This window comes from Kribbella sp., from assembly GCF_035687465.1.
Lineage (GTDB): Bacteria > Actinomycetota > Actinomycetes > Propionibacteriales > Kribbellaceae > Kribbella.
Genome location: NZ_DASRXP010000010.1, coordinates 1 through 11764 on the forward strand (window position 1 = coordinate 1; position 11764 = coordinate 11764).

At 67.4% G+C, this 11764-nt stretch carries 11 protein-coding genes and 2 pseudogenes; 6 read left to right on the top strand and 7 right to left on the bottom strand.

The features are described from left to right. A pseudogene (locus tag VFG33_RS00370) lies at positions 1-376 on the bottom strand (hypothetical protein); the annotation flags it as partial. 140 nt (positions 377-516) lie between these two features. Here VFG33_RS00370 and cysS point away from each other — a divergent pair. Together cysS and rlmB are read left to right on the top strand one after the other, a co-directional pair. Continuing rightward, positions 517-1950: a cysteine--tRNA ligase gene (cysS, locus tag VFG33_RS00375; protein WP_325021085.1), complete on the top strand. Its 1434-nt coding sequence runs from the start codon at positions 517-519 to the stop codon at positions 1948-1950. 1 nt (position 1951) lies between these two features. Beyond that, positions 1952-2914 (top strand): 23S rRNA (guanosine(2251)-2'-O)-methyltransferase RlmB, encoded by a 963-nt coding sequence (rlmB, locus tag VFG33_RS00380; protein ID WP_325021087.1) that lies wholly within the window; start codon positions 1952-1954, stop codon positions 2912-2914. A gap of 116 nt (positions 2915-3030) precedes the next feature. Here rlmB and VFG33_RS00385 read toward each other — a convergent pair whose 3' ends face one another. The 6 genes and pseudogenes from VFG33_RS00385 to VFG33_RS00405 form a co-directional block, all read right to left on the bottom strand. Then, entirely contained in the window at positions 3031-3744 is a 714-nt protein-coding gene (locus tag VFG33_RS00385) for a putative endonuclease domain-containing protein (protein ID WP_325021089.1), read from the bottom strand. Positions 3745-3831: 87 nt separating this feature from the next. Continuing rightward, positions 3832-3978: pseudogene (locus tag VFG33_RS41195) on the bottom strand (type IV toxin-antitoxin system AbiEi family antitoxin domain-containing protein); the annotation flags it as partial. A 144-nt stretch (positions 3979-4122) separates the two neighbouring features. After that, positions 4123-5025 (bottom strand): S1 family peptidase, encoded by a 903-nt coding sequence (locus VFG33_RS00390; protein ID WP_325021091.1) that lies wholly within the window; start codon positions 5023-5025, stop codon positions 4123-4125. 226 nt (positions 5026-5251) lie between these two features. Next, complete coding sequence (locus tag VFG33_RS00395; RefSeq protein WP_325021093.1) at positions 5252-6142, bottom strand: S1 family peptidase; 891 nt, start codon at positions 6140-6142, stop codon at positions 5252-5254. Between the two features lie 112 nt (positions 6143-6254). Then, on the bottom strand, positions 6255-7913 hold the full coding sequence (locus VFG33_RS00400; protein ID WP_325021095.1) for a DUF7800 domain-containing protein: 1659 nt from the start codon (positions 7911-7913) through the stop codon (positions 6255-6257). Between the two features lie 362 nt (positions 7914-8275). Beyond that, positions 8276-8860, bottom strand: a complete 585-nt coding sequence (locus VFG33_RS00405; protein ID WP_325021097.1) for a TetR/AcrR family transcriptional regulator — start codon at positions 8858-8860, stop codon at positions 8276-8278. Between the two features lie 87 nt (positions 8861-8947). Here VFG33_RS00405 and VFG33_RS00410 point away from each other — a divergent pair, with 87 nt between their 5' ends. The 4 genes from VFG33_RS00410 to VFG33_RS00425 all read left to right on the top strand — a co-directional run bounded on the left by VFG33_RS00410 (position 8948) and on the right by VFG33_RS00425 (position 11648). Then, positions 8948-10099 carry an acyl-CoA dehydrogenase family protein gene (locus tag VFG33_RS00410; protein WP_325021099.1) on the top strand — a complete coding sequence of 384 codons (1152 nt, stop codon included), beginning with the start codon at positions 8948-8950 and terminating at the stop codon, positions 10097-10099. After that, positions 10096-10863 carry an SDR family NAD(P)-dependent oxidoreductase gene (locus tag VFG33_RS00415; RefSeq protein WP_325021101.1) on the top strand — a complete coding sequence of 256 codons (768 nt, stop codon included), beginning with the start codon at positions 10096-10098 and terminating at the stop codon, positions 10861-10863. The genes VFG33_RS00410 and VFG33_RS00415 overlap by 4 nt, the downstream gene beginning before the upstream one ends. 114 nt (positions 10864-10977) lie before the next feature. Continuing rightward, a complete protein-coding gene (locus VFG33_RS00420) occupies positions 10978-11250 on the top strand; it encodes a type II toxin-antitoxin system Phd/YefM family antitoxin (protein WP_325021102.1) in 273 nt (90 codons plus the stop codon). After that, complete coding sequence (locus VFG33_RS00425; RefSeq protein ID WP_325021104.1) at positions 11250-11648, top strand: PIN domain-containing protein; 399 nt, start codon at positions 11250-11252, stop codon at positions 11646-11648. Before VFG33_RS00420 ends, VFG33_RS00425 begins: the two co-directional genes overlap by 1 nt. Positions 11649-11764 lie beyond the last annotated feature (116 nt).

Below are 11764 nucleotides of genomic sequence, written 5' to 3' on the forward strand. Positions count from 1 at the left end.
TCGTGGTCGGGAAGGGCCCTTCCGTTCCGACCGGCGTGCTGGGGGTGTAGGTCCAGGTCGGTTCCGGCTGGGAGTAGTTGTCCGGCTCGTCCTGCTGGTTGCGCACCGAGAACATCCACAGGCCGACGAGGACGGCGACACCCGCCACGATCGGGATGGCGATCCAGGCCTTGCTCTTCTTCGGTGGCGGTGGCCCCCCGAACTGCGGCGGTCCCCACCCGAACCCGGGTCCGCCCTGCTGCGGAGGTACGCCCCCGTACTGATACGGGGGCGGCGGCGGGTACTGGGGTGCGCCGTACTGCGGCGGCGGCGGCGCGTACTGCGGGGGTGGTCCCTGGTACGGCGGCTGGCCGCCGAAAGGTTGCTGGTTCGACAAGGTTCCTCCTGGGGCAGCACCGTAGCGGGCCAGGGGGACACCGAGCAGGACGTCCTATCCAGGGAGAATTGTCAAGAGCAGTGTCTCTCTGACTGGGGCGGTGGGGCGGGGAAGGTATTTATTACCGTTACCCTTGATCGGTGACACTTCGCTTGTATGACACCGCGACAGCAGCAGTGAGGGATTTCGTACCGGTCCAGCCGGGCAAGGTCGGGATCTACCACTGTGGGCTGACGGTGCAGGGTGCCCCGCACGTCGGGCACATCTACAAGGAGGTCGTGTTCGACGTCCTGCGGCGCTGGCTGGAGCGCTCCGGCTACGACGTTACCGTGATCGCTAACGTGACCGACATCGAGGACAAGATCCTCGCCAAGTCGGCCGAGCGGCACATCCCGTGGTGGGCGCACGCCTACGAGTTCGAGCGCGAGTTGCACTGGGCGTACGACGTGCTCGGCTGCCGCCCGCCGACGTACGAGCCGCGCGCCACCGGGCACATCCCCGAGATGCTCGAGATGATCGGTGAACTGATCGAGCGCGGCCACGCGTACGTCGCGCCCGACGGCTCGGGTGACGTCTACTTCGACGTGAAGTCCTGGCCGGCGTACGGCGAGCTGTCGAACCAGCGCATCGACGACATGGAAGCGGCCGAGGACGCCGACCCCCGCGGCAAGCGGGACGAGCGTGACTTCGCGCTGTGGAAGGGCCACACCGAGGGTGTACCGCTGACCGCTTCCTGGCCGACCCCCTGGGGTCGCGGCCGGCCGGGCTGGCACCTCGAGTGCTCCGCGATGGCCGGGAAGTACCTCGGCGACGAGTTCGACATCCACGGCGGCGGCCTGGACCTGCGCTTCCCGCACCACGAGAACGAGCTGGCCCAGTCGACGGCGGTCGGGCAGAAGTTCGCCCGGTTCTGGATGCACAACGCACTCGTCACAGCGGCCGGCGAGAAGATGTCGAAGTCGCTCGGCAACGGCGCGATCGTGCGCAACGTGGTCCGCCGGGTCCGGCCGATCGAGCTGCGGTACTACCTGGTCAGCTCGCACTACCGGTCCGTGGTCGAGTTCTCGTACGGCGCGCTCGAGGAGGCGGCCACCAGCTTCCAGCGGGTCGAGGGGTTCGTCGCCCGGGCCACCGAGGTGACGGGTGGCGCGAGGCCGGCCACCGATCTTCCGCAGGCCTTCGTCGATGCGATGGACGACGACCTCGGGACGCCGGCCGCGATCGCCGTACTGCACAACACCGTGCGGGACGGCAACAAGCTGGTCGCCGACGGGGATTCGCCTGCTCTGCAAGAGAATCTGGCCTCGGTGCGGGCGATGCTCGAAGTACTGGGGCTGGACCCGCTGGCCGAGCCGTGGGTGTCCCGGACCGGGGCGAGTGAGGAACTGACCGAGGTCCTGGACGGACTGGTGAAGGCTCTGCTGGACCAGCGTCAGGCCGCACGTGTTCGCAAGGACTATGCCGCGTCGGACGAGATCCGCGACCGGCTCAAGGCGCTCGGCGTCGTCGTCGAGGACACCCCACAGGGGTCCCGCTGGACGATCGCCCCGCACCAATCAACCGAAGGAAACTGAAGTGCCAGGCAGTAGTCAACGCAAGGGCGCCATCCGCAGGAAGCCCAAGGGCAACCCGACCGCCGGATCCGGTGGCCGGGTCCGCCAGGGGCTGGAGGGCAGGGGCCCCACGCCGAAGGCGGTGGACCGCACCAAGCACCCCGCGCACAAGCGGGCGAAGGCCAAGGAGCGCGCCAACGAGCGCACCGCCGGCCGCCGCCCGGCCCGTAAGGACGTCGGCGAGGCGACGGTCGAGTGGGTCTACGGCCGTAACCCGGTGGTCGAGGCGCTCCGCGCCGGCGTCCCGGTCAGCGCGCTGTACGTTGCCGAAGGCACCGAACGGGACGCCCGGCTGCGCGAGGCGCTGCTGATCGCGGTCGAGCACGGCATCGCCCTGCTCGAGGTCCCGCGCATCGAGCTCGACCGGCTCACCAGCCACGGCGCCCACCAGGGCCTGGCGGTGCAGATCCCGCCGTACGAGTACGCGCATCCGGACGACCTGCTGTCGCGCGCGTACGACGCCGGCGAGGTGCCGCTGATCGTCGCGCTGGACGGTGTCACCGACCCGCGGAACCTGGGTGCCATCACGCGGTCTGCGGCTGCCTTCGGAGCGCACGGCGTACTGGTGCCGGAGCGTCGCGCGGCGTCGATGTCGGCCTCGGCCTGGAAGACGTCGGCAGGTGCGGCGGCCCGGATCCCGGTCGCCCGCGCCACCAACCTGAACAGGGCGCTGAAGTCCTACAAGGACGCCGGCCTGCTGATCGTCGGCCTCGACATGGGCGGTGAGGTCGAGCTCCCCGACCTAGCGTCCGCCACCGACCCCATCGTCCTGGTGGTCGGCTCCGAGGGCAAAGGCCTGGCCCGCCTGGTCCGCGAGAACTGCGACATCATCGTCTCCATCCCGATGACCACCGCCACCGAATCCCTCAACGCCGGCATAGCCACCGGCGTAGCCCTCTACGAAATCTCCCGCCGCCGCAGCTGAGTGGCGGGATCAGGGCGGCGGATGTCGGGACCTTGAACACCAAATGGGGACCTCGGACAGGAAATAACCTGTTCAGGGTCCCTCTTTGGTGTTCAAGGCCACCACAAGCGCGCTGGTCAAGCTGCGGTCGAGCGAGCGAGGGACTGGTGCAGACGGTGCCCGGTCTCGCGGGGATGGTCCAGGTCTGCCCAACCGACTCGGGCGAAGGAGTAGCCAAGGTCACGGAGCCGGTCCTCGCGCCACTTCTCGGCCACCAGATCTTTCACGGAGTCGTACTTCTGGGCTCCGTCGAACTCGACGATCAAACGTCTGCACACCAGGAAGTCGACCCGGCCTAGGAGGCGACCTTCTGAATCGCGGATCTCGACCTGCAATTCCGGGCTCGGAATGCCCTCGTTGGCCATCAGAACCCGCAGCCTGGACTCACCTACGGACTCGCTCGCGCCGTCGGCGAATCCGACTGCCGCGCACGCTGCCGGCGAACCTGGCCAGTGCTCGAGCCTCTGCGCCATCCTGACCAGTTGCTCTTTCGTCACCAGCCCTCCCCGCAAGGCCGCGTCGGACAACACCACGCCGACCTCGTACGACGAAGTACAAGTGGTCTCGACGACCGCCCGGGCCGGGGAGGTCAGGCGCAGGCCAGCCAACTCGGAGACATCGTCCAGCTCGAGCGGCGACCGGTGGATCTGGACCGCGCGATCGGAACGTGCGCGTCCGCTGGTCCTGGTCACCTGAACCCGGCCGTGGTCCAGGTCCCAGTTCGGCAACCCGCGCAAGAGCGTGGCCGACTGATGACTTACCACCACCTCACCGTCCAACCGATGCGTCACCGCCCGCGCCATTAGCTGGTGGAGCCGTCTTGTGCGTTCCCAAGGGGGCTCGCCGTCCGGCCAGGATCCTGTCTCGACGTACACGTCTCTGCAAAGCCTTGTCCACAGGCCCTTTCGGAGCCGAAGACGGATCTCGCTGTCGGTGTATCCCGCCTCCAGTGCGTCGGCCCGGCTGAACCATCCGCCGCGCTCCCCAGTCACCTTGATCAGTCTCTTGTTCACGTAGGAGAACATGCACGCGAATCCGTCAACCCGCCTCGCCCTTCTCCCAACTGTGGACAACCACTTCACGGGACCTTGAACAAGAAATCGGGACCTCGGACAGGAAATAACCTGTCCGAGGTCCCGACGTACTGTCCTAACCCACTACAAGTGGCGTCAGTAGACGTCGACGTTGTAGGTGGTGAGGGCTTCGGTGACGGGCTGGAAGAAGGTGGTGCCGCCGGAGGTGCAGTTGCCGGAGCCGCCGGAGGTCAGGCCCAGGGCGGTGGAGCCGGCGAAGAGCGCGCCGCCGGAGTCGCCGCCTTCAGCGCAGACGTTGGTCTGGATCAGGCCGGTGACGGTGCCCTCGGCGTAGTTGACCGTGGCGTTGACGCCGGTGACGGTGCCGTTGTGGACCTGCGTGGTGCTGCCGCTGCGCTGGACTGCCTGACCCACGGTGGCGTCGGCGGCATTGGTGATCTCCTGGAACGAGCCATTGTAGAGATCAACGTTGCCGGGCGGCTCCGGAGTACCGGCCGGGTACTTCACGATGGCGTAGTCGTTGCCGGGGAAACTCGAGTCCTGGGTGTCGCCGACGGTGTTGGCGTGGCCGGAGTCGGAGTACCAGGTCGCTGCGATGTTGCCGCAGTGGCCGGCGGTCAGGAAGTAGTACGAGCTGCCGTCGGTGACGTTGAAGCCGAGCGAGCAGCGGTACTGGCCGCCGTAGATGGCGTCACCGCCGCTGATCTTCTTGCTGAGCGTGCCGGGGATCTTCTGCAGCGTCACCTTGCTGCCGAGTTGCTCGGTGACCTTGCTCAGCGATGCCAGCTTCGCCCCGGTGACGGTGTCGTCGTACGAGACGGTGACGACCCCGGTCGCGGGATCAGTCGCCCAGGCGGTGCCCGGGATCGTCGCGTCGCGGCTCAAAGTGGACGTGATGCTGTTGATCAAGCTGGAGGTGATGCTGTCGGCGGAAGGGGCGGGAGCAGCTGTGGCCTGGGTGGCCAGGAGAGAGGTAGTGGCAGCGAGTCCGGCGGTTGCCAGAATTGCCGCCGTACGGCGGATAGGGGTGAAACGCATGGTTAGCCTCCTCACGATGAGGACGCATTCGGGGGCGGACGCGTCCTAGACGTAACCGTGCGAAGAGTTACCCAAGGTGGCTTTTAGTATTCGCTCCACTCCAAGACGTAAGGGTCATCCTTCACCTGACCGAGCCCGAGTTATGACTTACCCGCACTCCGGAGTTATGGCCGCCCACGCAATCGCCCCCTGCCCGGCGGACCGGACAGGGGGCGATCGAGGTGGATCAGTAGACGTTCACGCCGTACCGGCTCAGGACCTCCGGGACGGGCTGGAAGTACGTGGTGCCGCCGGAGGAGCAGTTGCCGCTGCCACCGGAGGTCAGGCCGAGTGCGACGGAACCGGCGAAGAGCGAACCACCGGAGTCACCGCCTTCGGCGCAGACGTTGGTGCGGATCAGGCCGGTGACTGTGCCCTCGGCGTAGTTCACCGTGGCGTTCAGACCGGTGACAGTGCCGCTCCGGACGCCAGTGGTGCTACCGCTGCGCCGTACAGCCTGGCCAACGGTCGCGTTCCCGGCAGAGGTGATGTCTTGGTACGTGCCGTTGTAGAGGTACACGTTGCCTGGGTGGTTCGTGTACGACGTGGCGTACCTGACGATGCCGTAGTCGTTGCCCGGGAAGCTGGTACCGAACCGGCTACCGAGCACCGTGGACTGCGACGAGTTGGCGTACCAGGTGCCGGACAGGTTGGTGCAGTGACCGGCGGTGATGAAGTAGTAAGTGCTGCCGCTGACGACGTTGAAGCCGAGCGAGCAACGGTAGCCACCACCGTAGATCGCCTCGCCGCCACTGATCTTCTTGCTGAGCTTGCCGGACAGCTTCTCCAGGGTGATCTGGCTGCCGAACTCCTTGGTGACGGCGGTGAGCGCGTCGAACTTGGCGCCACTCACGGTGTCGTCGTACGAAACGATGATGCGACCGGTCTTCTCGTCGGTCATCCAGGCGGTGCCGGGGATCGACGCCTTCTCGGCCAGGGTGGAGGTGATGGTGCTCGCCGATGCGACCGCATCGGGCTTCGGGGCGGCCGAAGCCTGCGTGGCCAGCAGGGCAGTGGTTGCGGCCAGGCCGGCGGTTGCCAGCAGGGCTGCGGTACGGCGGACGGAATTCAACTTCACGGTCAGCCTCCTCACGATGAGGACGCATACGGGGCGGACGCGTCCTGAACTAACCGTCGGTCCCTATACCCATCTACTCGCTGAGTATTCAGGTAACTTCGGAGCGTGAGGGTTATCCTCTGTGCGTCAGCGTCCGGGCGAGAGTCTGCCGGCCCTGGAATTCCGCAGCGTGATCGACATCGACCGCCCACTCGTCACCGGAGATGGTGACGGTCATCACACCGTTGTCGAACCACGGTCCGTGTGCGGTCCGCCAGGTCGCCGCGACATCGCTCACCCCGGCGGACCGGGCCAGCTTGTGCAGCAGGGTCGTCATCCAGCGGCTGTCCAGCAGCTTGTTCGCCAGTTGGATGTGCTTCCCGACGGGGTTCCGGAAGGGCGACATGGTGAGCTGGCGGATCGCAGTACGGGGGTGTGCTTGTGCTGTCAGCCTCGCTTCGGCCAGGTAGCTGCAGTGCACGTCGCCTGACAGCATCAGGATCGACCGTGGTGGGTCCTCGTCGCGGACCAGATCGGCGAGCAGGTCGGTGACGTCGTCGAAGGACTTCCGGAACGACGCCCAGTGCTCCAGGTCCATGCCCTGCCGGATCCTCTCGCCGAGCCGGGCGCCCCGCGGCCCCCACGCGCCCGACGAGATCGCCTCGTCCCAGCCCTCCAGGTGGTGCAGGCCGGGCGGGAGCAGGAACGGCAGCGTCGACGCGAGCAGCAGGTGGTGGATCGGTTCCGTCGCACAGACCGTGTGCTTGCGGACCCATTCCCACTCGTGCGCGTCCACCATCGCCCGCTCGCCCGGCTCGAGGTGCCGCGAGCACCTCGAATCGACCGCGAGCAGCCGGACCCCGCGGGAGCGCGCACCGAAGTCGCGGTAGAAGCTCCACCGGGTCGACGCCGGGTCCTCATCCGCCTCCCAGGCAAAGGAATCCAGGTAGGCGCCCCGCTCGTCGTCGTCCTCGATCGCCAGCATCGCGCGGTACGTGCTGTCCTTCTCCAGTTGCTCGGGGGAGAGGTTGCCCAGGTGCTGATAGACCCAGTACGACGCGTACGCGCCGACGACCCGGTCATGCCACCACGGTTGCGAGGTGACCCAGCGACGCCAGGTCAGCGAGGTGTTCCAGTCGTCGCGCAGATCGTGGTCGTCGAGCAGCATGCACAACGGCACGGTCGAGAACAGCCACCGCACGGCCGGCGTGGTCCACGCATCGTCGTACAGCCAGGTGTACTCCTCGAAGTTCCCGATCTCGTCCGCTACCTCGGATCCCTGCCGACCACCGTGCGCCGCCCGCAGCTTCGCCAGTACTGCGTCCGACGGGTCATCGGCGTACACCTGGTCTCCGAGCAACAGGATCGCGTCGGGGCGCTCGTCCTCGCTGCTCGCCATCCGCTCAGCGAGCGCGACCAGGGCGTCCGGGCCGAACTCCTTGAACCCCATCTCGTCGAACGGCGCCGACCGCCGGCAGGACCCGAACGTCAGCCGGAACGTCCCATCGGCCTGCGGGGTCCGGATCACGCTCGGCCCGTACTCGTTGTCGCTCTGCGGCCAGACCTGCTGTCCGTCGAGCCGCACCTCGTACGGCGTCGTGCTCGCCGGCTGCAGGTCTTCGATCAGAACGAGCGCGAAGTGATGCCCGTGAACGGACCAGGTGGTCGCTCGATGGCCGAGAATCTCCACCTCGCAGGGCCCACTGGTCTCCACCCAAACGGTCGCCCGCGTCTCGTCCACATACCGAAGCAACGGCCCAAGCCTCAGCCCCGCGCGATCCGTCTCCTGCATCCCAGCAAACTACAACCGCCCCCAAACCCCGCACATCTCCACGACACTGGATCTGCTGCTACTTGCGAGGCGTGTGCTGACTGCGTCTGCCCACTTGGATGGGTGCCTATGTGCAGGGCAGCAGCTGGCCGAGCGCATGCGTGCGCACTATCAAAGTCTGCAACCTCGCCAACTGCTGCGAGCTCGCTCGCGTGCCCAGACAGGCAGTTGGTGCACCCGAGCGCCGACGTCTGGGGCGCGGCAGTGCGGGCCGCTCGATCGCCTACCCCAACAGCTGCTGCGAGTTCGCTCGCGTGCCCAGCGGGGCAGCGCGTTGACTCGAGCGGTGGACGTCCGGGGGCGCGCCGTAGTACCGGCTGAAATCAGTCGTGGCGGAGGCTGTGGAGGACGAAGGAGGCCAGTTCGCGGTAGGCGTCCGCGTCGCTCAGGCCGGTGCGGCGGGCGATGTCCCCCCGCTGGATCGCTTGCATCGTGTGCGCGACCATCTCCGCGGCGAACCCAATGTCGACCTGCCGGAATGTCTTGCTGGCGATCCCGTCCTCGATCAGCGACCGGACCCGATCAGCCGCGATCCGCGTGTTCCGCTCGTACACCGACCGCGCCGGCGCGAAAGTGGAGACGTCATCCAGGAACGTGCGACTGGCCGGACGCAGTGCATCTGCCACCGCACCCAGATAGGTGGCGATCCGCCGGTCGTGCCGCGTCTGCCGCGCAACCGCCGATTCGACCTGCGCGGTGGCATTCTTGAAGTAGTGCTTCACCACCTCGACGGCGAGCTGTTCCTTGCTCGGCGCGAGCGCGTACAGGGTCGTTTTGCTGCAGCGCAGCTCGGCGGCCAGGTCGTCCAGGGTGAACCGGCTGAAGCCCTGCGTCAGGAACAGCGAGAGGAGCCGGTCCAGCAGTTCCGACTGCCTGCGGGTACGGCGCCCGGGGACGACTGTTGTCATATCGAGACAGCATAGAACGATACTCAGTTTGAGTCTTCAGTATCGGTAAGAGTACCGTTCTGAGGGAGCCGCTGAGAGGGGTGCCTGATGGCCGTCGACCGTCTGCTGCCGACCGAGGAATCCACCGACCTGCTCGGACTCGTCCGGGACCTCTGCGAGCACGAGTTGGCGCCGTACGCGGCGCAGGCCGAGGAGTCCGAGACGTTCCCGCGCGCCGCCTTCCGGACGCTAGGCAAGGCCGGTCTGCTGGGCCTGCCCTATCCGGAGCAGTACGGCGGCGCCGAGCAGCCGTACGAGGTCTATCTCCAGATGCTGGAGGAGATCGCCGCGGCCTGGATGTCCGTCGGCGTCGGGTTGTCCGTGCACACCATGACCAGCTATGCCGTCGCGACCTTGGGCACGCCCGAGCAGCGCGAGCGGTTGCTGCCCGACATGATCGGCGGCGAACTGCTCGGCGCCTACGCGCTGTCGGAGCCGCAGGCCGGATCCGACATCAGCGGGATGACAACGAAGGCCGTCCGGGACGGGGATTTCTACCGCATCAGCGGCACGAAGTCCTGGATCACGCACGGCTCGCACGCCGACTTCTACACCACCTTCGCCCGTACTTCGGCCGACCCCAAGCGCGGCATCTCCGCGTTCCACGTGCCGGCGTCCTCCGAAGGTCTCAGCTTCGGCGCACCCGAACGCAAGATGGGGCTGACGGGTTCCACCACCACGCTGGTCAACTACGACAACGTCCGGGTGCCCGCGGCGAACCTGATCGGCGCAGAGGGCGACGGCATGCACATCGCGTTGTCCGCGCTGGACTCGGGCCGGCTCGGGATCGCCGCCTGCGCGACCGGATTGGCGCAGGCCGCGCTCGAGGTCGCCGCGTCGTACGCGTTGGAGCGGCAGCAGTTCGGGCACGCGATCGCGGACTTCCAGGGACTGCAGTTCCTGCTTGCCGACATGGCCGCGGCGGTGGAATCATCCCGGTCGACGTACCTGCAAGCGGCCCGGCGGCGTGACCTCGGCCGGCCGTTCACACAGCAGGCGGCGATCGCCAAGCTGATCTGCACGGATGCTGCGATGAAGGTGACCACCGACGCCGTCCAGGTCCTCGGTGGTTACGGTTACACCCGCGAGTTCCCGGTCGAGCGGTACATGCGCGAGGCCAAGGTGACCCAGATCTTCGAAGGAACCAACCAGATCCAACGCCTCGTGATCGGGCGCGACTTGTTGAGGAGTGTTCGATGAAGCTTGGCCCGTCCGAGGTCGCTCTCGTCACCGGTGGTGGGTCGGGGCTCGGTGAAGCCACCGTGCGCCGGCTCGCCGGGACCGGTGCCGGTGTGGTGATCTGCGACCTGCCGTCATCGGCGGGCAAGGCGATCGCCGAGGAGCTCGGACCGCGGGTGGTCTTCGTGCCGACCGACGTCACCGACGAGGTCGCGGTCGCTGCGGCGCTGGATGCCGCCGCTGAGCTCGGGTCGCTGCGCGTCGTCGTCACCTGCGCCGGGATCGCGACTCCGGGCCGGATCGTCGGCCGCAAGGGTCCGTTGCCGCTGGCAACCTTCCGGCAGGTGATCGAGGTCAACCTGATCGGCACCTTCAACGTGCTCCGGCTCGCCGCCGAGCGGATGATCGCGCTGCCGGCCGGCGAGGACGGTGACCGCGGCGTCGTGGTGATGACCGCCTCGATCGCCGCGTACGACGGGCAGATCGGCCAGGCGGCGTACGCGTCGAGCAAGGGTGGCATCGTCGGCCTGACCCTGACGGCGGCCCGTGATCTTGCGGACAAGGGCATCCGTGTCGTCACGATCGCCCCCGGCACCATGGAGACCCCGATGCTGGCCGGCCTCCCCGAGGACGCCCGCAAGGTCCTCGAAGAGCAGGTCCCCCACCCCGCCCGCCTCGGCCGTCCCTCGGAGTACGCCTCCCTGGTCGACCACATCATCACCAACCAACTCCTCAACGGCGAAGTCATCCGCCTCGACGGCGCCCTCCGCATGCCCCCGCGCTGATTTCGTCTGTGGACAACCGTCCGGCCCTGCCTGCAACCTCGTACTTTCTCTGCTGACTGGAACTGATCGGCGGAGAAGGGCGGTGTCTGACAAATTAGTACTACACTTGAGGGCATGGCTGAAGTCGCGGTGCGGGAGCTGAACCAGGAGACGGCGAAGGTGCTGGCCCGGGTGAAGCGGGGCGAGGAGATCGACATCACCGAGCGAGGCGTGGTGGTCGCGCGGCTCGTCCCTGCCCAGCCGTCAGCCCTGACGCGCCTGCTGTCGACCGGCAGCCTGCGCCCGCCGCTGACCACCGGCCCGCTCCCATACCCAAGAGGCGACGTCCGCACCGACCAGGAGTCCGGCGAACTCCTGGAGTCCTTGCGCGACGAGGAACGCTACTGATGCTCTACCTCGACACGGCGGCCCTAGTAAAACTGGTCCGCCGAGAGGTGGCGTCGGACGCCCTCGTCGACTGGCTGGCCGCACAACCGGACGAACTCTTACTCTCCTCGGCCCTGGCAGAGGTAGAACTCCCTCGCGCCCTCCGCCACACCGAACCAGCCTTGCTGGCCGCCATCCCAGCACTACTGGCCCGGATCGCCCTCTACGAGATCGACGCCCTGGGCCGCGCCACCGCGGCCGCCTACACCGACCCCACCCTCCGCTCCCTCGACGCAATCCACCTCGCCACAGCAGACGCAGTACTGGCCGACGACCTAACCGCTTTCGTCACCTACGACCGCCACTTACTAACAGCCGCCGCAGCACTAGGCCTACCCACCGCCAGCCCGGGAGCCTGACAGGCCGGCTCAGCGCCACTTGGGTGGTTGGGGGCCGAAGGCGAGTTCGTAGACGGGGTGGACCCAGGTCGACTGCCAGTGGATGCCGGTGAGGAGTGGTTGGACGATGTCCGAAG